The organism is Bacteroides propionicigenes (genome assembly GCF_018390535.1).
GTDB classification, from domain to species: Bacteria; Bacteroidota; Bacteroidia; order Bacteroidales; family Bacteroidaceae; genus Bacteroides; species Bacteroides propionicigenes.
In genome coordinates, this window is record NZ_JAHBBW010000017.1 from 1 (window position 1) to 21,865 (window position 21,865).

Below are 21,865 nucleotides of genomic sequence, written 5' to 3' on the forward strand. Positions count from 1 at the left end.
AGTGTACGGGTAAACTACTGTAAACAAACGGATTATAACACAAAAACTGTTTTTTAGACGTTCGTTTAAAAAACGTCAAAATTTCAGAAAGACATAGGGAAAGGAATACCTAAAAAATAACAAAAAATAAAGATGAACAAGGAGTTAGCCAATAGATTGATAAACAATGTATTGCTTATAGATTTTATGATTCATAAGAATATTTTTATTGAACATTTTGCTCATTTCAAAAACAACACGTATCTTTGCGCACATTAAACGAACGTTTAAAAAACACTTCTATTTTCAGCGCATATTCCCCTATATCACAACACATTACAAGGTTTTTTTTTCGATAATATATTTTTCATTTTGTGCGTAGTTCGCCAGCAATGCACGCTCTTTTTTCATAAGGCGGGAATTCAAGTTATCCGGTGTCGGCATCCATGAAGGAAAAGAAGAAAACGGGAAGTTAATATCGTTACCGGAATGAAGTTAACTAAGTAAATGCCATCAAGTTAACTTAATAGATAGTAAGAAGTTAACTAATTACATACAGCTAAGTTAACTTCATTCCGGTAATAGTATAGGGTAATTGGATATGCTTAAAAAATGAAATTATCACAAGAAAAAACTATTTTTGCAAGAAAATAAACAAATTCACATGAAAACGACTTTACTCGTTGTAGGACGAACCGTAGAACAGCACTTCATCACAGCCATCAATGACTATATACAACGCACGCGGCGCTATCTCTCATTTGATATGGAAGTTATCCCGGAGCTGAAAAACACCAAAAGCCTTTCCATGGAAATACAAAAAGAAAAAGAGGGAGAACTCATTCTAAAAGCTCTCCAACCGGGAGATGTAGTGGTATTGCTGGATGAAGGTGGAAAAGAAATGCGCTCCATAGAGTTTGCAGACTATATGAAGCGCAAAATGAACACCGTAAACAAACGGCTGGTTTTTATTATTGGAGGGCCTTACGGATTCTCTCCCAAAGTTTATGAAGCGGCACACGAGAAACTGTCTCTTTCGCGTATGACTTTTTCACATCAGATGATAAGACTTATCTTCGTGGAGCAGTTATACCGTGCCATGACGATATTAAACGGCGGACCGTACCACCACGAATAAACCGAGAAGTCTCTCTAAACAATCTCCTGCAACAGAACCGGAATTTCGGGAGTACTGTTTTTTATAACTGTAATACGGTGCTTCCCCTCCGGCGTTAGGGCAAAGTGCATCTGACGCTTATCCGCTTTTCCTACCAAGCGGGTTATCAGCTTCTTCTCCTCTACCGAACGAATAACTTTAGAAGCATTGGAAGCTGACAGTCCGAGTGTTTCCGCTATCTCGCTGGAAGTGAGTTTGGGAGTATTGAGCAGGGTACACAACAGCATACCCTCATTCAACGACAAGTCAAACTCTTGCATAAATTTTACTTCAAACTCGGCTATTGCCCGGTAAATATCACGGATTCTACATAAAGTTTCCATTATTCCTGTTATATAAATAAATTCACATTCGCTTTGTCCGCACGCTCCATATAAGTTGCCACACCACCTATGGTAACCTCGTCCAGCAATTCTTCGCGCTGAATTCCCATCATATCCATAGACATCTGACAAGCAATAAACTCGACACCTTGTGCTAATGCCTGAGAACGTAACGATTCCAAAGAATCTATACCTTTCCGTTTCATAAGAAAACGCATCATCCGGCTACCCAACCCCATCATATTCATCTTAGACAGTTTCAATTTCAATGAGCTGGACGGAAGCATCATACCGAACATCTTTCCGAAAACATCTTTCTCCGTCCGGGGCTTCTGCATTTTTTTCAATACATTCAATCCCCAAAAGGTAAAGAATATCGACACTTTCTGTCCGGTTGCCGCCGCACCGTTAGCGAGTACAAAAGTAGCTAAAGCCTTGTCTAAATCATCACTAAAAAGAATTAAAGTTTTTCCCCTTCCACCTGCTGCCGGAAGAGACGATGGACAAGCACAAGCCTCATCACCTTTCTCAAGCAACACTGTGTAACGCCCCTTTTCTTCTTTTTTCTCTATCAGCTTATTGCCCGTAGTAGCACACCAGGCAGAAGCGTCGCGTGCGAAACCCGCATCGGTCGCTACTATTTCCACCCGCTCACCCGGGGCAATGCTATCCATAGCTTTTTTTACTTGCATGATAGGTCCGGGACATTGTAATCCGCAAGCATTAACTTTCAAAGGCTCTTTTGTCGCGCAATTCTGTATTGATTGAGACGAGACAGAAGCCGTAGACAGTGCTTCCGAGAATACTTCAGGGGTTGGAACTGGAGCCACCGCCGTTGAATAGGTTTTGTATCCACCTATCAAGTTAGCCGTATTACGATAACCGTGTCCTATCAGAATACGTTGCGCCAAATAGCCACGCAAGCCTACTGCACAAAAAAGTACAACGGGTTTATCCAGCGGTATTCTGGATAACTGATTACGCATCTCATCCAGTGGAATATTGACGGCTCCCGGAATAGTGCCAAATGAGAACTCCTCAGGTGTACGGGTATCTATCAGCATCACTTCACCTTTCTTTTCAGCCAGCTCACGCCATGAGATAACCGGCATTGCACCACTGATAATATTGGAAGCCACATATCCGGCTATGGCAATCGGATCCTTTGCCGATGAGAAAGGAGGTGCATAGGCATGTTCTGTCTCCATTAAATCATAAACAGTTCCTCCATGTTTAATTAATCCCGCTATCTGGTCAATGCGTTTATCTACTCCCTCATAACCTACACATTGCGCTCCATAAAGTTTTCCGGTTTTCGGATGAAAGGTCAGCTTCAGGGTCAAAGGCAGTGCATCGGGATAATAACCGGCATGAGAAGCGGAATGGGTCACCGAACTTTGATACTCCATTCCCCATTGTTTCAAACGCTTTGCAGCAAGCCCTGTAGAAGCCACTGTCATATCAAATACTTTGGCTATGGACGTACCGATAGCGCCTTCATAAGATGTGGTATTACCCAATGCCATATTGTCGGCAACAATACGTCCCTGACGATTGGCCGGATTAGCCAGATAGTTGAGCCACGGCTTTCCGGTCAGCGGATGAGGATACTCGATGGCATCACCCACAGCATAGATATCTTTAACAGAAGTTTCCAAGTGCTCATCTACCCAGATACCACCCATTTCACCCAACTTCAAACCTGCCTGTTGTGCCAATACAGTTGCCGGGCGCACACCGATAGAAAGTAATACCATGTCGGCAGGAATCGTTTTTCCGCTTTTCAGAAAAACAGTAATGCCTTGTCCTGTGCGCTGAAAATGTGTAACGCCTTCTTCCAAGTAAAGAGAAACTCCTTTTTGAACTAAATGCTGATGGATATGCGCAGCCATGGAGAAGTCGATAGGAGCCATAACCTGATTACCCATTTCTACAACAGAGACCGCAATACCTGCATGATGAAGATTTTCCGCCATTTCAAGTCCGATAAAACCGGCTCCCACAACTACTGCACGTTTCACTCTTTTATCTGTGATATAAGCTTTGATTCGGTCAGTATCTTCCACATTGCGAAGCGTAAAGATACCTTCAGAATTAATTCCTTCCAAAGGAGGCTTTACGGGGTTAGCTCCCGGAGAAAGCAGAAGCTTATCATAAGTTTCTTCATATTCCTTTCCGTCAACTTTACGGATAGTCAATGCTTTGCTTTCCGGATTAATAGCAATGACTTCATTCTCCACCCGCACATCAATGCGAAAGCGTTGACCGAAAGATTCGGGAGTCTGAACCAATAACTTCTCACGTTCAGCAATAACACCACCTATATAATAAGGCAATCCGCAATTGGCATACGAAATGTATTGCCCCTTTTCCAATAAAATGATTTCAGCTTGTTCGTCTACTCTTCTTAACCGGGCAGCAGCTGTGGCTCCACCTGCAACGCCACCAATAATTACATATTTCATACTTCTTTCTTTTAGTTCGATACTGCAAAGTAAGCAATAATTTCCAATACAAAATAGTTTCCGTAGGAAAATAATGTTAAATAGCCAAATTTTAAAGGAATAAAAGTGTTATACACAAACAAACGCAGTCTCCTATTCCTATATTGAAAGATACAAAAAACACCTTTCTCTTTTTACAATATATGAGAGAAAGGCGTTATAATAATAATCTTTCAGGAGTTTGTGTACGATTACAGAAGTATATTACCACCCTATCTTATCAAGACCGGCAGCAGTATACCATGCAGTAGAACGATATGCAGCAGCTGCAGCAGAGGTAGTAGGGTATGGTATATAATGAGAGACGCCACAGGTAGTTTCCAACGGAAGCGGAAACATAGATTGTATAACACCTGAAAAGTTCTTCGGTGTTGATTTCCAATAAACGATAGCATCATCAGCTGCAGAAGTCCATGCACTTACATTGGCGGACAATTGTTGCATCAGCTGTTTCATATCATAATACCCTATATAATACGGACTGTATTTACTACGCTTATCATAATTAAATAAATCACTGTTTAAAAGTATATCCCACTCCACTTCGGTGAGAGTTTGTTTTGTTATGGATGCCAGATTTTCCAATGCGGCACAATTTATAACGGAAACAGAAGCACCACCAGTCCAATTATCATTACTGGTAGAATAGCCCGTGTATTTAGCTTCGTAAGGCTCATAATACGCTTTACCAACCTTTACTCCCACATTCTCTGAAGCGAACATAGCCGGTACAACTTTATCATAAGAAGCACCCGGTCCCGGTATTTCCGTTGGTGAACCGATAATATAACTAACATTATTACGCAGTTCATATGCCACTTCTATAGACTGTCCGAAACAAGCATCAAATAAGATAAAATCCAAATGACACCCTACTGCTTCAAATACAGAAACCATATCAGTTATATTCAAATAGTGCCCACCGTCTTGACCTATCCAACGCGTAGAAGCATTCTTTACAATCGGCAAAGGACTGGGTATCCATCCTTCTCCATGTGACCAAACAACCAACCCATAACTCTCTGCCGGATACTCTGTAAACGCACGCTTCATAACTTCCTGCATAACAGAAGGATCTGTCGATACTTGCTCCTTATATTCCCTTATAATTTCTTTTGTCACATTTCCTCTTTTATCTTTTGACAAACGATAGAGCGTAGGAAAACTATAAGATTGAGAATTCTCACTACTCGCATCATCCACATATACTAAAAGATTATATAACGATGCATCAACCGTCGACATACCTTTCATCATCTCATCAATATCAGATGATGCAAAACCAGACAAGCTATTATCTGCCATTATATACGCCAATACTGTCCGTGTAACTTTTTCCGCAGGTACAGGGTCATCATCTTGATTACAAGCTGTAAACAAAATAAGAAAAGATATACACAGCAAGGTATAGAACTTCAGTCTCATAATCATTGGTATAATTCCGGATTCAACAATTACTCTTCCGGCTTTTTAAAACTGAACTTACCCGATTCAATAGCTTGCAGCACCATTGTGCCCTTCTTATATTTCGCTTTTACTTTCACAGCTTCCTTTTCCAGTTTTTTCTTACTCTCACTGAAATAAACCATACATGTATAATCAGGCTTCTTCAAATCGTATTCCAAATAATTCTTCAACTGATAACTGTATAAATCACGTTTGGGCAGAAAACCATTCTTATCCAAAGCTGTACTATCCAAAACTTGAATCTCCGTACAATATACTATTGAGTCATTGAAAGACGCCGCTATACCAAAAGCATAAACAGGCTTATGACTTTTCATTGTAAATGCCGTACAGAGAGTAAATACGAACATTACTGCAAATACTATTTTTACGTACTTCATAACTTCTATATATTTATTTAATGTGGGCAAAGATAATAAAAAAACCGGCTATCCACATTGGACAAACCGGTTTTCTTAATTTCTTTTATTTGTCAGAAACTGATATTCTTATTTATCCCAAATAAGATTTGAGCAATTTACTACGATTACTTTGTCTTAATCTTCTGATTGCTTTTTCCTTAATCTGGCGGACGCGCTCACGTGTGAGCCCAAATTTGTCGCCGATTTCCTCTAATGTCATTTCCTGCTGTCCGATACCGAAAAACATCTGTATGATTTCTTTTTCTCTATCGGTTAACGTAGAAAGAGCTCTATCAATTTCCCTCGCAAGAGACTCGTTCACCAAAGAGCGGTCGGCCATAGGAGAGTCATCATTGACCAACACATCGAGCAAGCTGTTGTCTTCTCCTTCAACGAAAGGTGCGTCCACCGAAATATGGCGGCCCGAAACCTTCAACGTATCAGATATTTTATCAACAGGGATTTCCAGTTCATCAGCAAGTTCTTCGGGAGACGGACGACGTTCGTTTTCCTGCTCGAACTTAGAGAAAGCCTTACTGATTTTATTCAGCGAACCCACTTGGTTCAAGGGAAGACGTACAATACGCGACTGTTCTGCCAAAGCCTGCAAAATGGACTGACGTATCCACCATACTGCATAACTGATGAACTTGAAACCACGTGTTTCATCGAACTTCTCGGCAGCCTTAATCAGTCCTAAATTGCCTTCGTTAATCAAGTCGGGCAAACTCAAACCCTGGTTCTGGTACTGTTTGGCTACAGATACAACGAAACGCAGATTGGCACGTGTCAATTTCTCCAATGCAACACGGTCACCCTTGCGGATGCGCTGAGCGAGCTCTACCTCCTCCTCGACTGTAATGAGGTCTTCGCGACCGATTTCCTGCAAATACTTGTCAAGAGAAGCACTCTCTCTGTTAGTGATACTTTTGGTAATTTTTAATTGTCTCATTCTTATAATACAGATTTGGGTTGCAAAGTTACGACAAATTATTTGTTACAAACAAACTTGCCGGAACTTTTTCACCTTATTTATATCTTACCTATATAACAAAATAGGTGTCGACAAATATTTGCCGACACCCTCTTTTTCGTCTTTGTTTGCTAATATTACAATCTTCTTACCTATTTACCTTCTTTTGTTATTCTTGAGTTAAATCAACGGCATACATGGCTCGTTTTCCCGACGGGAACATACCGGTGATGAACAATCCTTGCTCCGGAGATTTTCTTGCCTCTTTCATTGTCTTCTCCAAATCATCCACCGTCTTCATCGGCACGCCATTAGCTTTCAGGATAATGAAACCCTTACGGATACCCGCATCGGCCATCTTACCATTGGTAACGCCGGTAACTTCCAGGCCATAGCCTAAATTCAACTGTTTCTTCAGTTCAGAAGACACAGGCTTGAAGGCTGCGCCCAAAATTTCCATTCCGGCATCTTTTACCACTTTCGTAGTTCCCTGTTCGTTCTTCAGAGTGATTTCAAATTCCTTTTCTTTCTTATCACGAACAACAGTTACTTTCACCTTATCACCCGGACGATGCTTAGCCAAGATTTCCTGTAAATCCGAGAACTTATGAATCTTCTTGCCGTTCAACGCTACAATCACGTCATTTTCCTTCAATACACCTGCTGCTGAACCGCCTTCAACGACTTCGGCAACGAAAACGCCTTCTTTCACACCAAGTTCATCTGCTTTCTTCTTCAGCTCTTCAGTCCAACGTTCGTCCATCTGCAAGTCTGTACTCAAATCGCTACCCTTTATTCCAAGCAATGCGCGTTGCACTGTGCCAAACTGTTTCAAGTCGGCTACTACTTTTGTCATAATACTGGTAGGAATGGCAAAACCATAACCGGAATAAGCGCCTGTAGGCGAATAAAGCATGGCGTTGATACCAACCAACTCACCTTTGGCATTCACCAGTGCACCTCCACTATTACCTTGATTGATGGCTGCATCTGTCTGGATAAAAGATTGGATGTTTGCAGCTTGTCCGTTAGAAGCGGTAGAACCTATAGAGCGAGCTTTTGCACTGACAATACCGGCTGTAACGGTAGAATTCAAGTTGAACGGATTACCTACTGCCAATACCCATTCACCTACCTTCAACTCATCGGAGTTGCCAACCGGAATAGTCGGGAAATCATCTCCTTCAATCTTAATCAGGGCCAAGTCCGTACTGGGATCGGTACCGATAATACGTCCTTTCAGTTCACGGTCATCATTCAATTTGACAGTAATTTCGTCAGCACCTTCCACTACGTGATTGTTCGTCACAATATATCCATCTTTGGAAATAATAACTCCGGAACCAAAACCTACGCGTGGCTGGGTTTGTATCTGACGTTGACGTCCACGACCGTCTCCAAAGAAAAAGTCAAAAATATCCGGCTGGTCTTGTACCGTTTGTGTCTTGCTCAACTGTGTAGCACGTATATGTACCACAGCGTGCAGAGAACTCTCTGCAGCTTGTGTCAAATCCACAGGCTGGGCATCTGTTGCATGGAAAGCCGCCAATTGCAGATTATTCGGGTTCTGCTGGAACAACTCGCTAAATGTAGCAGGTTTTTCTTTATTCAGCATTCTATAGGTTGTAACACCAGCTACTCCTGAACTAAGAATTACAATAGCTGCAACTCCAAGGAAGTTTTTTGTTGTCTGTTTCATACTATTTTCTATTCTCTTTAATTGTTAATATTCAAATCCCGTTTAACATTCTGACGTTAAAATAACGACAAAAATCATTCAGTTATTCCGCTTGTCACTCTTTTTTGTTCTCTTTTAACAGTGAATATTTAGGACTTAACAGCGGTTAACGACAAAGACTGACAAATTAGCATTTATGTACGATTGCTATCTGTTAAAAGACTGACAGAGAAGATATATAAGAATGAGGAATGAAAAATGAAGAATGAAGAATTATGGCTGCGCAATGATACCGCAAGGCAAATTCTTCATTCTTCATTTTTCATTCTTCATTCTTCATTTATTAGTAATTCAGGTAGTCAATATCCATATGATAACTCCACTGTGGAAAATACAAGTTTCCACCCTCCCACTCTACTTCACCACGCTGAAAGTCCACGGTTTCACTACGCGGATATTTCTTTTCGGGCACCAACGGCATACCGTAATCATTATTCACAATCATACGCCAAGAGTCAATGCCTCCAAAAAAGAAATACTCTTCATCGGCATTACGGGCAAAAGTCGGTATTCCAAATGACTGGTCAACCGGTATCCACCCCACACCCTCAAAGTATATTTCCGCCCAATCGTGCAGATTCCAGGCATACGGATGCATCATAAATCCACTTTGAAAATGCGCAGGAATACCGCTGATACGACATAATGTAATAAATAAAAGGCTGACTTGGCCACAATCACCGTGATGATTATCCAATACATATTCCGGAATATTTTCAATCGTGGAATACTCACGTGCAGATGCCCAAGGGAAATTATCGTTAATCCAGCGGAAGATACGTTTTGCCTTTAAATAAGGATTCGTTTCGCCTGCTGTCAATTTGGCAGCCAACGCTCGCAAACGTGGAGAGAAGACAATGTGTTTCTCTCGTTCGGAAGTATATTCTTTATAAAAGGTAGTAGTAGTATCATAAGGCAAAACATCTTCAGCCTGTAAATTGCGCCATTCTCCACAAGATGTATATTCAAATGTTTCAGAGAATACGGTAGGCTCACCTTTCACTGCACGTTTTTCCATATAGAGCGTGCTATGCCGACACTCCTGAGGAGAAAATACATATTCCGGTTCACTGGCAGAAACAAACTTCACATCCAGTTGACGAGCCTGATCTTTACGAGGATAGGGCAACCAACAACGAATTAGTTTTCCGGCAGGCACTGCATTGGTATCTACAGTCAATGTGTAAGTAACACGCATACGCTTAGGAGCGACAATAGTCTTGCCATCCTTCTTTACAGCGGCAATGATTTCGGGCAAGTTTTCTTTATTCACTTTCTCACTCCCACTCAATGCTGTGCCCTCTTTGGCTATTTTTATATTATAACAAGCTGAGTCTACACGGAACAAATTAGGACCGGCATTACGGAAATAGCGTTTTTCACCATCCAAAATCATACACTCCAAAGCATCAGATGCTTCCCATTGCCGCATTTGCTCATCCGTTACATCAGGAATATATTTTCTGATATAATCTCTAACCTGAGATTCAGTCAGACAAAAATCCGTAAGCAGCCGTTGGTGCAAGTCATCTTCCCAATTATAGGAAGTATTTTCCTGCTTTGTACTACAGGCAGAAGCAATGACAAACAAAAATACGATATATAACAGCTTCTTCATGATGAAAATCAATCGTTGATAATTCATTTAAATTCTTACAACTCCGATGCCCGGTAAATCCGGTAATGTAACCTTCCCCTTTACAACTTCCATACCTTTGAAACGGTCATTGGCAATTAGCAAACTACCATCCAAATCGGCAAAGTCCACCGCAGGAGAAAATTGCGAGGCTGCAGAAATAGCACATGAAGTCTCAGTCATACACCCCACCATCACCTTCATACCCAAAGCTCGTGCCAACGTCACCATTTTCCATGCTTCACGCATACCGGTACATTTCATCAGTTTGATATTGATACCGCTAAAAGCATCTTTCAACCCTACTATATCTTTTAAACGCTGGATGGACTCGTCCGCGAATATCGGCAACGGGCTTTGTCCGGTTACCCAAGCAATATCATCCAGCTGTTCTTTGGGCATGGGTTGTTCTATCATAACAATTCCTTTCTCCTTTAACCAATGAATCATATCAAGTGCATGGTACTTGTCTTTCCAACCCTGATTGGCATCGACAGCAATGGGAAGATCCGTCACAGAGCGAATGGTTTCAATCATTTCCTTATCATTATCACGCCCCAATTTCACTTTCAGTATGTTAAACTGTTCGGCACACTCCTTGGTCTTTTCACGTACCACATCAGCAGTATCAATACCGATGGTAAAGGTGGTAGATGGTGTCTTTTCTTTATCTAACCCCCATATTCTATACCATGGAGCCTGCAACATTTTACCCACCAAATCGTGTAAAGCAATATCCACAGCCGTCTTTGCAGCTGCGTCTCCTGCAGAAAGACTATCTATATAGCCAAGAATATCTTCCAACCGGAAAGGATCGGAAAACTGTCCGATAACATCCTGCACCTTCTTCAGGAAAGCCATCACACTATCCATCGTACCCAATTCATGTTGCAAATAAGGAGGCATGGAAGCTTCGCCGTAGCCGATGATACCGTCATACTCCAATTCAACCTGTACATCAGGAGTAGTGGTACGCGAATAAGTAGCTACCGTAAACACATGGCGCAACTTCAATTCATACGGAAAGAAACGCAGTTTCATTTTAGGAGTAGCACCGCTTTTATTGATATTGAACACAGGCATCGCGCCTTCACCGGCCAATACACGATTAATAGCCATACCCGAACCCAAAGCGGCAAAGGCGGCAGTCTTTAAAAAATCCCTTCTGTTCTGCATATTATTAGGGTTTACACATCATTTATAATATTCATTCACTTCTGTTGTATTCAATCCCTCCTCCTTATTTATATAGGGTAACACGCGCGTAGCAAACAACAACCGCCCGAGGTTGTATTCATCAAACAATTCATCGGCCGGATTGAAACTACTGATATGTACATCTCCCTGAGAATGGATAAAGCGCTTGTCACCGATGTACATTCCTACATGTACAACACGTTCTTTGCGCTCCGAAGTTGCTTTGCGACCAAAGAATATCAAATCACCCGGTTGCAGGTTAGAGAAATCAGGCGCAATATCGATATGCTTACCTACGTAAGCCTGCTGGGAAGCATCACGCGGAATGATAATATCATGCATAAAAAGTATAGTACGCATAAATCCGCTACAATCCACGCCCTTTGATGAAGTACCCGCCCAAAGATAAGGTATTCCCATCATTGTATACGCAGTACGGATAATGCTGGCTGCATCCTGCTTTAAACCGGACCGCCATTTCTTTTCAGGCATTGCTATGGATTTGGAGATATATCCCTCACGACCGTCAGGATAAACCACTTTATAAAAAGCTCCTTTAGTTCCATCCCATTTCAAGCGATTACCCGCTACAACGTCCGAAATCGTCTGTGAATTTTGACTCGGTTCGGAATAAACAAAACCGTAATGAGCAGTTACCACAATCTTTTCCGCATCATTCCATGCGGTCATTTCCTCTTTAGTGACAGGATATACACCTACACGATGTACCCATGCAATATAATCATCGGGGGTCTGAATACGTACCCAGCCATCACGCTGCAACACACGCACAGGCATCCCCATTAACCCTTGCGTCATCATCTCCGACGAAAAATCGGGAGCTACACGCAAGTTCGCCACAGATACGTTAATAATACCATATGTCTTACCTTCCATCCCCCCTTCGTCAGGAAGCACTTGAAGGCAGTCCATCACGATATATCCTTTCCTCGCCAGTTCCTTCAATAAAACCACTTTTGCTTTTGTCGAAGTAGTAACTCCACGCAACATTACGTTTTTACCCGCAAAAGAATAATCAACATCCAGCAAAGCCACACGTTTATCCGGTGCGAATTGTTGTTTCAGGCTGTCAGTGAGTTGAGCTATTTCTACCGGTATACTGCGGTCTCCAACTTCTGAAGCGACAGTAGGAAGAATGATTGAAAGAAATAAAATAAAGAGCAAGGCTAACTTTTTCATGGACTATATAAATTGGGGAATTATTAATGTTAGCAAAGTTAATAATTTATTCTAAAAGAGATACATTTTTTCAGTGTTTTTAAGAAACTGCACAAATAAGCTGCTGAAAACAAACAAATCACCGATAACCAACCATCAATCACCAAAAAAATTCCTATCTTTGCAGCATAAAGCAGTTGGTCGGTTTGTCGCTTGCGCCTCGCGCGTATGAGGAAAGTCCGGGCAACACAGAGCATCCTACTTCCTAACAGAAAGCTGTCCGTGAGGGTAGAGTAATGTAGAAGAAAATAACCGCCATATTCTTTGGATTATGGTAAGGGTGAGAAGGTAGGGTAAGAGCCTACCAGTCTTGTGGCGACACAAGAGCTGTACGTCTTAGGAGTTGTAAGGTCATGTAAACCGACGTTATGAGAGTTGCTCGCTCCATGTCGGAGGGTAGACCGCTAAAGCTCGTATGGTAACATACGGCTCAGATAAATGACAGACACCTTGATTTAATTTTTATATTATGAATTCAATCGAGGAACAGAACCCGGCTTACAGACTGACTGTTTTTTTATTTTAAATTAAAAGTTGAGAATTGAGAAATAATGCTCTTTCGGCATACTGTCATTTTTCAATTCTCAACTCTCATTTTTCAATTTATCATGAACAAGCGTATCGCCACCCTTTGGAAATTCCTGACATACGACATTTGGCGTATAACGGAAGATGAAGTCACCAAAACGACTTTCTCTTTATACAATATCATTAAGACCATTTATCTTTGCATCAACCGCTTTACCAAAGACAGACTTGTAAATAAAGCATCCGCTTTGACGTATAGTACATTACTGGCCATTGTACCCATTCTGGCCATTGTATTTGCCATTGCACGCGGATTCGGTTTCGATAATTTAATGGAGAGCCAAATAGTCAACGGATTCGGCGGACCGTCGGAAACCACGGAAGTTATCTTCCAGTTTGTCAATTCCTATTTGTCGCAAACCAAAAGCGGCATATTCATCGGAGTGGGCTTAATCATGTTGTTGTGGACAGTACTCAATCTTATCAATAATATGGAAATCACGTTCAACCGCATTTGGCAGGTTAAGAAAGCAAGGAGTATGTACCGCAAAATCACAGACTATTTTTCCATGCTTTTGCTGATTCCTATTCTATTGGTAGTATCAGGCGGTCTTTCCATCTTCATGAGCACCATGCTGAAGAATGTAGCCGACTTCACCTTACTCGCCCCTATCGGCAAATTCCTAATCCGCCTTATACCGTTTGTATTGACGTGGTTCATGTTTACAGCGTTGTATGCCTTTATGCCCAATACGAAAGTAAAACTCAAACATGCGTTGATTTCGGGGATTCTGGCCGGTACGGCACATCAGGCTTTTCAGTTCCTCTACATCAGCAGCCAGTTGTGGGTATCCCGCTATAATGCCATTTATGGCAGTTTCGCAGCACTCCCCATGTTCCTGTTATGGTTGCAAATATCATGGACCATCTGCCTATTCGGGGCAGAATTGACTTATGCCGGACAAAACATACGGAATTTCAGCTTTGACAAGGATGCGCGCAATATCAGCCGCCGTTACCGTGACTTCATTTCTATTCTCATCATGTCCCTTGTAGCCAAGCGTTTTGAGAAGAATGAGCCACCCTACACAGCGGAAGATATATCCGAAGAGTGCCAAATCCCTATACGTCTGACTAATCAAACCCTTTATGAATTGCAGGAAATTAATCTTCTGCACGAAGTAGTGACCGATACCAAGAGTCAGGACATTGCCTACCAACCCTCCATGGACATCAACAAACTAAACGTTGCCCTTCTGTTGGACAAATTGGATACTCACGGTTCCGAAGACTTCAAGATAGATAAGGACAAAGAATTCCACGGACAATGGGAAACGCTGATGAAAGCACGGGAAGAATACTACAAGAGCGCAAGTGAAGTACTTCTGAAAGACTTATAATGCTTCTTTCTATTAATAATGGTTGTATGAAACAACCTTATCTTTAGACTTCCTCGATTTCTTCCGCTTATCTTTCGCCGGATAACCTATCGTTATATCAAGCAACAGACGCTTATTGGCAGGAATACCGGTAAGTTGCTTAATTTCCTTTTCATCAAACCAGCCCAAGATACACGAACCCAGTCCTTCGCTTTCTGCAGCCAGTGTGATATGTGCAGTAGCAATGCCAATATCTATCAATGGGAAATATTTATCCTTTATCTTGGCTCCTAAAAAGGAAGTGATATTCATTGATTCTTCCACTACCAGAATATGCACCGGAGCATCTTTGGCAAACTTATTCATCCCCAAACCGGCAGTAGCTTTACCTACTTTTACAGAAAGCTCCGGGTCAGTGACTACCACAAAACGCCACGGCTGGGCATTGCAAGCCGAAGGCGACAATCTGGCCGCTTCCAAAATACGTTCCAACTTCTCCGGCTCTACCGCACGGGACATATCATAAGCCCGGTCACTTTGACGCGAAGCAACCAATTGCAAAAAATCATTCATCATCTTTCATTCACTTATACTGTATCATTCTACTAATATACTTACCGATAATATCAAACTCAAGATTCACCACACTGCCTACCTTGAAAGCATGAAAATTAGTATGCTCAAAAGTATAAGGAATAATGGCTACCTGAAAAGTATCATCAGTAGGATTGCACACCGTCAGACTGACACCGTTAACTGTTACGGAGCCTTTATCTACTGTAATATAACCGCGCTTCGCCATTTCCTTATCGAACTCATACTGAAACGTAAAGTAATAGCTGCCTTCGGCATCCTTTATATCAATGCAAGTTGCGGTCTGGTCTACATGACCCTGTACAATGTGTCCGTCCAAACGGCCGTTCATCATCATGCTGCGCTCTACATTCACTTCATCACCCACACCTAATAAGCCGAGATTGGAACGGTCTAAAGTCTCCTTCATTGCCGTCACCGTATAGGTATCATCCGTCATACTGACTACCGTAAGACATACACCGTTATGAGATACACTTTGGTCTATCTTTAACTCATTCACGAATGAACACTTAAAAGTAAAGTGCACATTTTCTTGGTCTTTGACCATAGCCACCAATGTGGCACATTCTTCTACTATTCCGGAAAACATATCAGTACTTACTATTTTACGTTTTACTATTTACAAATTCTTCATCGCAAAGATAGAAAAAAGGTTCTTATTATACTATGCACTTTAAAAGAAAATGGGAAATAGTAACTTATGTATTCTCCGAATTAGGATAGGTAGAAGGAGTCGTCCCGAATGTATCTACAAAGTGTTTGCGGAAAGTAGGAATATCATTATAGCCCACCATTTCGGCGACCTCTTGCACTGCATACATCTTCTGTTTCAGTAATACGGCAGCTTTGCGCATACGCACGCCGCGAATCAATTCTATAATGGTAAAGTCCGTACTTTGCTTCACCTTCCTGTAAAGGGTAGGCTGGCTCATGTTCAATTCCTGAGCCAGTTTCCTCACACTGAAATCGGCCTCACACATATTGTCCTCTATAATCTTCACTACAGAAGCTATAAACGGATCTTCTTTCTTCACTTTCTCTTCCACGTCATCCACTTCGCCGACATTATCTCCCGGAGGCATCAGCAAATTAGTGTACATCTGTTTCAGGCTCATGCGCGCGTTTATCTGGTTGCGCACCTTTGCCTGCAAAATACCCGGTGTGAAGGGCTTCAGTATATAGTCGTCCGCTCCCAATTCCAAACCATGAATTACATCTTCATCTTCTACTTTGGCAGTCAGCATGATGAAAGGTATATTACAAGTATCCAGATTCTCTTTCACTTCGCGGCAACATTCAAAACCGTCTTTCACAGGCATCATTATATCGCACAATATCAAGTCCGGAAGTTCTTTGATTGCCATGTCCACACCTTCCTGCCCGTTCGTAGCAATCAATAAATCATATTCTTTACCGAAAAGAATCTTCAAGTAAAGACGAATATCCTTGTGGTCTTCTATAATAAGAAGCGTTTTCCTCTCTTTACAGACAGGGGGTGTTGCCGACAGTTCGGATACCGATGCCATTCGTCTAACCGTATCTTCCGGCACGGGCACAGGCACTTCCTGTAATTGTTCGGGCGCTAACGAATCCTTTTCTTCTTGTACATCCTCAGCTTCCGGCTCTATAAACAGGATATTCGAATCACCCTGAAGAATTTCCTTAGTGGCAGGAAGTTCCACAACAACTTCCGTCCCTTCTCCTTCGGAGCTCTTCAAAGTAATAGCCCCATGATGAAGCTGAAGGATTTTTTCCATTACACCGTAGCCCAACTCAACATCCGCAAGGCCGGGGCGCAATCCTTTATCCACTGTACTCACCCGGCTTTTTCCATTATCTTCAACCGTGATTATGCAGTAGCGCACGCCGTCACGTACTATCTCCTGCAACAAGAGACGTACCACTCCCGAAAAGCGTATATGATTAAAAGCATTTGTCAGCAAGTTGCGTAACACAAAATTTATACGCTCGCGATCCACCCATACTTCCATGTCCTTTTTAATCCTCTTGTCACACTTAAAATCTATTCTGTTAATCCTCATCAACTCACTTACTGCAAATATAGCCTTATCCACCAACCTGTCTACAGCATAGGGTGCAACTTTCAACTTATCAGACAGAGAGCCCTGAGTATAGATAGCCAGCAACTGGTCGCAAGCATCAAGCATACCTAATGAATTGCGATACGCCACATGCAATTTCGACAAAGTACCTGCGGGCAAATTCTGTTCTCTCGACATCTCCTTCAGAGGAGCCATAATCAAGGACAACGGAGTGCGTAATTCTTCCACAAACCTTCTGAGCAATTGATTTCTCATCATTTCTATTTCAGATTCTTTCTCCCGCCTTACTCGCACCAGATTCAGTTTCTCTCTCAACGCCCGCTCACGGGCACGGTGTATATTCCGTCTCTTTCCCTTGCGTACTATATAGTTATAGATGCCGTACGACAGCAGCAATACACTAAGCGCACCAAACAGCTTAAGCCAGAAAGAATTCCACCAATAAGTCCTCACCGAAAAAGGGATTTCAGTTATTTCGCTTTCGCTGGCATCCGGGTAAATCAGCTTCACCTGCAACACATAATCATCAGGAGACAGATTTTTAAAAGAAACTCCATCTTCCAAGCGTCCTATCTTCCACTCTTCATCAGACTGTAAGCGATAGGCCTGCTTGCACTGCATGATGCCGTATTTTAAGTCCGAAAAATAAAAAGTAAACCGGTTACTCCCTGCGCCCAGCACAAAATCGTTCTGCCTGTTCGGGGTCACGGACAACACTACCCGTCCGTTCACTTTCTCTCCCACAGATACAGCTTCACCGTTTATCCATACCTCCGACAATTTCAGATTGCCATTATGTCTCTCCACCTTTACTACCTGCGGATCGAAAAGGCTCAGTCCCAAAGAACTTGCCCACAACAAAAGACCGTTGTGCAACCTGCAAACATCTTTGGAATAACCGAAAGAAGCATAGTTATAAAGTATATCCTGATCATTACGGATAGTCATCACCCCGGAGTTGCTCCCCACCCATGTATTTCCGTTGTTATCATCTACCATGCAAAACACATGACTGCTGGATAAACCATTAAGCAAGGTAAACACCTTTTCCACCTTATTCTTCTCACGTCCGTCAATGCGGACTACCTTATCTGTATAAGAAGCCAGTATCTGATTATAGCTGTTTACATAGATAGAATAGACCGGAGAGACTTCCAAACCGGCGCTTTGTTCATAATCGCCAAATAAATAGACAGCCTTTCCCACTACCTCCATACGCTTGAGTCCGATATCCGTTCCCAGCCAGATATTGCCTTCCTTATCTTCCTCTATTGAATTCACTTTCTTAATCTTCCGCCCTTCATATTCAAGGTGTACTATCCGGCTTTCATTCTTTTTATAATCAAAAAGAAGCAAACGAGATGCCGTAACCACCCACATACGATTCCGGGAGTCCAGACAGAAAGCATATACAGCTTCCGAAAAATCGGTTGCCTTTTGAGGGAGTAACGCAAAGACGGTCACTTCTTCCGTAAAAGGATTAATGCTTACCACACCGCCATGTGTATCACCCAACCACAAGATACCGTTCCTGTCTTTGTACATCCGATAAGTTTCATCCCGTTTCAATCCTTTAGTCCAAGGCAGAAAGGAAGTCTCTATCGTAATATTATTTGAGGTGCTCCTCAGCAATTCTCCCTTATCCGTCAATATCCATACGTATCCTTTCTGATCTTCCTCAATCCTCACAACCTCCGAGTTGAATGTTTTATCTAAAGAATAGAATGTTTTATCGTGCTTATACATTTTGAACAATCCGTTTCCGAACGTGCCTACCCACAACATTCCCCACTTTTCATTCCAAAGCAGATTTGTGATTTTCTGTTTCATTGGGTGGGGAGCCTGTTGATTCAGATAATCCAAAGAACAAGCAGCCCTGCCCAAGTCCGTCGACTTAAAGTTCAGTGAAAGCAGGCCGTTCCAAGTAGCCACAAAGTAATCACCTGTTCCGGAAGATACGACATCTGTTATACAAGTGCCTAACAGGAAGTTCCTGTACTCATCCGGCAATACGGGACGGTGAAATGACTTTTGCTTTAGATTATACAGTTCTATATCCGTATAGGAAAAGCAAATCCAAAGATAGTTGTCCCACCAGTAAAGTTTAGAAATCTCTTGCCTTCCTCCGTTTTTAAGGTACTCGGCCTTTGCACTGCTGATATCGAAAGCCACTACCTTTGTACGATTCACACAAGCAAAGATGACCCCCTCTTCCGTAGAGGTCAATTGAGAAACCGCTCCTTTTACAGATTGTTCCTCAGACAAAGAGATAATAACCGAATCACCATTTTCATCCGGTCTCATTGTTCCCGAATATAGTCCGGTAGTAGTACCCAAATAGAACTGCCCCCGGCTGACCGGACAGAAAGAAAGAAGTTCAAAATCATGCGATATTCCGTTAAAAGAAACCGGCAGAAACTTCTCTTTGACAGAATCGAAACAAACCATTCCCCCTTCCAAAAGCCGAAGATAAAACAGGCCGTCCGTTCCTTCCATAATTTCACATACGGCACGGGATACGGGAGTAAAGGCATCCCCGCCCTTAGAAGACATTAACGGGAAATTACGTATCCTGAACCCGTCATAACGGCTGATGCCCATGTCTGTAGCAAACCACACAAAGCCATCGGCAGAATAATGAATATCATAAACTGTATTATTGTTCAATCCATCTTTCATGGATACAGGTACCGAATATCCGGTAGCGGAATAAGTTTTGACTGAATACGAGGCTCCGAACAAGCAAAGTATCAACAGTATTTTTTTTATCAAGCCTCTCTTCATATAGTAGGTATTAGAACGCAATAGCCATATGGTTATCTGTAACAAAGATATAAAACTTTATTAATAATAATACAATTTTTATTAATAAATAAACAATTATATCCTAAAAAAACAGTGCCAAGATTTAAAGATAACAAAAAAAGAGCCGGGAAGCATTTGCCAGTCCCGACTCGCGTTTGTCTGTTTTTGTTGCATTCCTCATCTTTATACAGCCGAATATAATGCTGTATTATCTACTATATTTTAACAACTTGAAATAATATTGCCCTTGCTCTGTCCGAAAATTATAACTTCCCCTGAAGACAACCGGCACTCTTACAATAGTATCAGCCTCATCGCTCACCTTGAAATAAAGGAAAGTTTCCGACTCAAATTCATAAGTATAGCCATCAGCATCCTTTTGGGGAGAAAGAGACAAACCTTGTGCCGACCAGTCGAACAAACCGGAAGAATAAGAGTAATCCGTACCCCAGTAATATACCTGCCCTTTTTCAATACTGAACTTTAACGCCACACTCAATGCAAAATCCTCGTTGCCCGAAGAGCGGGTAACGGCTTGGTAAGTTCCGTTCATTATAACTTTCTCATAAGAATTGTCCGAAGTGCGGATGCAGTTCTGCTGCGTATTGCTATTCAGCCGCAGAGTCTCAAGCACGGCACACATATCTTCGGCAAGTATGGAAGGGATATTGTTTTTATCGGAGATATTATCCGAAGCATATTCTACTCCGTAAATATCCATTGCAGACCGGAATACAGAAGTTGTATCCGTTAGGTCTTCATCATTTTGGCTTGCAGTGCATGATGCCAATCCCGACATCATGACCATTGACAATATTAAAGAATAAATCTTCTTCATAAAGGGTCCTCCTAAAATGTTTGTTAGTTTGTTTAATCTAAAACCTGAAAATCGTTTTGTTTGTATTCCTCAGGGGACCGCTATTCATTATATATGCCGCAAACATAGGTATATTATTCAGATAATCAAACTTTTCCCAATGAATTTTGAACAAATCACCACTCTTTTTTGAATGAAACACGCACTATACAAGCGTTTATCACAAAATATACAACTTATCCAAATACCACCGCCCGTATTTCATTCACCCATAAGGTGTAAATCCACCGCCGCCCCAGCCGGAATGATTTACCCTCTTTAAAAGAAAGAAACACCCACCATGCAAAATTCACCTATGTCATGAAATTACAATTGCAAGAATCACCAACGAATAAAGATGAATACGCCAACGAGCGGTTTCGGCTAATCAGACTACCTTTAGGCTAAACAAAACAAAACCTCCTCGATATGGAAAATAGAAGAAAACTGTTAGTATCCGTTTGCTTGTTTGCCTCCACCTTATTATATGGGCAAGTGGTGGGAATAAAAACGAATGTTTTGATGGACATCACCAAAACCATCAATTTAGGAGCTGAGATAGGTTTAAGCAAGAAAACGACTCTGGATTTGTACCTCAACTACAATCCTTGGGAAAAGAACAATTACAAGATGTTCAAGATGTTTGCATTCCAACCCGAGTACAGGTATTGGTTTTGCGACCGCTTCAACGGGCATTTCGTGGGTATCCATGCCCATGGCGGCATTTATCAGGCGGCGGGCATCAAGATGCCTTTCGGACTCTGGAAAGAACTGGAAGACCACCGCTTCAAAGGGCACTTCTACGGCGCCGGCATTTCCTACGGCTATCAATGGATTCTGGGAAAACACTGGAACGTGGAACTGAATATCGGTGTGGGCTACGTCCGGGCCAAATACGAAAAATATCCCTGCGTGGATTGCGGAGACAAAATAGACGAGGGACATAAGAACTATTTAGGTCCCACCAAGGCAGCCGCCAGTCTCATCTATTTATTCTGAATAA

General features: G+C 41.9%; 16 protein-coding genes and 1 other RNA gene. 4 read left to right on the plus strand and 13 right to left on the minus strand.

Translation table 11 applies throughout. The annotated features are described in order from the left end of the window. Window positions 1-643 precede the first annotated feature (643 nt). Complete coding sequence (gene rlmH, locus KG118_RS15930; protein WP_117713006.1) at window positions 644-1,117, plus strand: 23S rRNA (pseudouridine(1915)-N(3))-methyltransferase RlmH; 474 nt, start codon at window positions 644-646, stop codon at window positions 1,115-1,117. Window positions 1,118-1,131: 14 nt separating this feature from the next. On the opposite strand, the gene KG118_RS15935 is transcribed toward rlmH, so the two are convergent. The 9 genes from KG118_RS15935 to KG118_RS15975 form a co-directional block, all read right to left on the minus strand. Further along, a complete protein-coding gene (locus KG118_RS15935) occupies window positions 1,132-1,479 on the minus strand; it encodes a MarR family winged helix-turn-helix transcriptional regulator (RefSeq protein ID WP_117713007.1) in 348 nt (115 codons plus the stop codon). Between the two features lie 8 nt (window positions 1,480-1,487). Next, window positions 1,488-3,944, minus strand: a complete 2,457-nt coding sequence (locus KG118_RS15940; RefSeq protein WP_117713008.1) for an FAD-dependent oxidoreductase — start codon at window positions 3,942-3,944, stop codon at window positions 1,488-1,490. A gap of 243 nt (window positions 3,945-4,187) precedes the next feature. Continuing rightward, window positions 4,188-5,408, minus strand: a complete 1,221-nt coding sequence (locus KG118_RS15945; RefSeq protein WP_117713068.1) for a clostripain-related cysteine peptidase — start codon at window positions 5,406-5,408, stop codon at window positions 4,188-4,190. A 29-nt stretch (window positions 5,409-5,437) separates the two neighbouring features. Continuing rightward, window positions 5,438-5,830 (minus strand): hypothetical protein, encoded by a 393-nt coding sequence (locus tag KG118_RS15950; protein ID WP_117713009.1) that lies wholly within the window; start codon window positions 5,828-5,830, stop codon window positions 5,438-5,440. Between the two features lie 112 nt (window positions 5,831-5,942). Further along, a complete protein-coding gene (locus KG118_RS15955) occupies window positions 5,943-6,803 on the minus strand; it encodes a sigma-70 family RNA polymerase sigma factor (protein ID WP_002561589.1) in 861 nt (286 codons plus the stop codon). Between the two features lie 190 nt (window positions 6,804-6,993). Beyond that, complete coding sequence (locus KG118_RS15960) at window positions 6,994-8,523, minus strand: Do family serine endopeptidase (RefSeq protein WP_118323884.1); 1,530 nt, start codon at window positions 8,521-8,523, stop codon at window positions 6,994-6,996. A gap of 322 nt (window positions 8,524-8,845) precedes the next feature. Next, complete coding sequence (locus KG118_RS15965; protein WP_117713069.1) at window positions 8,846-10,180, minus strand: transglutaminase-like domain-containing protein; 1,335 nt, start codon at window positions 10,178-10,180, stop codon at window positions 8,846-8,848. Window positions 10,181-10,207: 27 nt separating this feature from the next. Then, window positions 10,208-11,374 carry a dipeptide epimerase gene (locus KG118_RS15970; protein ID WP_117713011.1) on the minus strand — a complete coding sequence of 389 codons (1,167 nt, stop codon included), beginning with the start codon at window positions 11,372-11,374 and terminating at the stop codon, window positions 10,208-10,210. Between the two features lie 18 nt (window positions 11,375-11,392). Beyond that, entirely contained in the window at window positions 11,393-12,595 is a 1,203-nt protein-coding gene (locus KG118_RS15975; RefSeq protein WP_117713012.1) for a C40 family peptidase, read from the minus strand. A gap of 172 nt (window positions 12,596-12,767) precedes the next feature. Between KG118_RS15975 and rnpB the strand changes: the two genes are divergently transcribed. Continuing rightward, window positions 12,768-13,151, plus strand: an RNA gene (gene rnpB / locus KG118_RS15980) — RNase P RNA component class A. Between the two features lie 91 nt (window positions 13,152-13,242). After that, complete coding sequence (locus KG118_RS15985; RefSeq protein WP_117713013.1) at window positions 13,243-14,562, plus strand: YihY/virulence factor BrkB family protein; 1,320 nt, start codon at window positions 13,243-13,245, stop codon at window positions 14,560-14,562. Window positions 14,563-14,574: 12 nt separating this feature from the next. Here the strand turns inward: KG118_RS15985 and KG118_RS15990 are convergent, their stop codons facing one another. The 4 genes from KG118_RS15990 to KG118_RS16005 all read right to left on the minus strand — a co-directional run bounded on the left by KG118_RS15990 (window position 14,575) and on the right by KG118_RS16005 (window position 20,844). Next, window positions 14,575-15,114 carry a nitroreductase family protein gene (locus KG118_RS15990; RefSeq protein ID WP_117713070.1) on the minus strand — a complete coding sequence of 180 codons (540 nt, stop codon included), beginning with the start codon at window positions 15,112-15,114 and terminating at the stop codon, window positions 14,575-14,577. A 10-nt stretch (window positions 15,115-15,124) separates the two neighbouring features. Then, window positions 15,125-15,727: a riboflavin synthase gene (locus KG118_RS15995; protein WP_117713014.1), complete on the minus strand. Its 603-nt coding sequence runs from the start codon at window positions 15,725-15,727 to the stop codon at window positions 15,125-15,127. Window positions 15,728-15,836: 109 nt separating this feature from the next. Beyond that, window positions 15,837-19,985, minus strand: a complete 4,149-nt coding sequence (locus KG118_RS16000; RefSeq protein WP_117713071.1) for a response regulator — start codon at window positions 19,983-19,985, stop codon at window positions 15,837-15,839. Between the two features lie 229 nt (window positions 19,986-20,214). Then, window positions 20,215-20,844 (minus strand): DUF5033 domain-containing protein, encoded by a 630-nt coding sequence (locus KG118_RS16005; RefSeq protein WP_117713015.1) that lies wholly within the window; start codon window positions 20,842-20,844, stop codon window positions 20,215-20,217. A gap of 447 nt (window positions 20,845-21,291) precedes the next feature. On the opposite strand from KG118_RS16005, the gene KG118_RS16010 reads away from it, so the two are divergent. Continuing rightward, window positions 21,292-21,861 (plus strand): DUF3575 domain-containing protein, encoded by a 570-nt coding sequence (locus tag KG118_RS16010; protein ID WP_117713016.1) that lies wholly within the window; start codon window positions 21,292-21,294, stop codon window positions 21,859-21,861. The last annotated feature ends 4 nt before the right edge of the window (window positions 21,862-21,865 follow it).

What these genes read in the sequence shown, in the direction of transcription:
- KG118_RS15935 (WP_117713007.1), bottom strand. Translation starts at nt 1,479, where the DNA reads ATGGAAACTTTATGTAGAATCCGTGATATTTACCGGGCAATAGCCGAG.
- KG118_RS15975 (WP_117713012.1), bottom strand. Translation starts at nt 12,595, where the DNA reads ATGAAAAAGTTAGCCTTGCTCTTTATTTTATTTCTTTCAATCATTCTT.
- KG118_RS16010 (WP_117713016.1), top strand. Translation starts at nt 21,292, where the DNA reads ATGGAAAATAGAAGAAAACTGTTAGTATCCGTTTGCTTGTTTGCCTCC.
- KG118_RS15955 (WP_002561589.1), bottom strand. Translation starts at nt 6,803, where the DNA reads ATGAGACAATTAAAAATTACCAAAAGTATCACTAACAGAGAGAGTGCT.
- KG118_RS15965 (WP_117713069.1), bottom strand. Translation starts at nt 10,180, where the DNA reads ATGAAGAAGCTGTTATATATCGTATTTTTGTTTGTCATTGCTTCTGCC.
- KG118_RS15960 (WP_118323884.1), bottom strand. Translation starts at nt 8,523, where the DNA reads ATGAAACAGACAACAAAAAACTTCCTTGGAGTTGCAGCTATTGTAATT.
- KG118_RS16005 (WP_117713015.1), bottom strand. Translation starts at nt 20,844, where the DNA reads ATGAAGAAGATTTATTCTTTAATATTGTCAATGGTCATGATGTCGGGA.
- KG118_RS15945 (WP_117713068.1), bottom strand. Translation starts at nt 5,408, where the DNA reads ATGAGACTGAAGTTCTATACCTTGCTGTGTATATCTTTTCTTATTTTG.
- KG118_RS15990 (WP_117713070.1), bottom strand. Translation starts at nt 15,114, where the DNA reads ATGAATGATTTTTTGCAATTGGTTGCTTCGCGTCAAAGTGACCGGGCT.
- KG118_RS15985 (WP_117713013.1), top strand. Translation starts at nt 13,243, where the DNA reads ATGAACAAGCGTATCGCCACCCTTTGGAAATTCCTGACATACGACATT.
- rlmH (WP_117713006.1), top strand. Translation starts at nt 644, where the DNA reads ATGAAAACGACTTTACTCGTTGTAGGACGAACCGTAGAACAGCACTTC.
- KG118_RS15970 (WP_117713011.1), bottom strand. Translation starts at nt 11,374, where the DNA reads ATGCAGAACAGAAGGGATTTTTTAAAGACTGCCGCCTTTGCCGCTTTG.
- KG118_RS15950 (WP_117713009.1), bottom strand. Translation starts at nt 5,830, where the DNA reads ATGAAGTACGTAAAAATAGTATTTGCAGTAATGTTCGTATTTACTCTC.
- KG118_RS15940 (WP_117713008.1), bottom strand. Translation starts at nt 3,944, where the DNA reads ATGAAATATGTAATTATTGGTGGCGTTGCAGGTGGAGCCACAGCTGCT.
- KG118_RS15995 (WP_117713014.1), bottom strand. Translation starts at nt 15,727, where the DNA reads ATGTTTTCCGGAATAGTAGAAGAATGTGCCACATTGGTGGCTATGGTC.
- KG118_RS16000 (WP_117713071.1), bottom strand. Translation starts at nt 19,985, where the DNA reads ATGAAGAGAGGCTTGATAAAAAAAATACTGTTGATACTTTGCTTGTTC.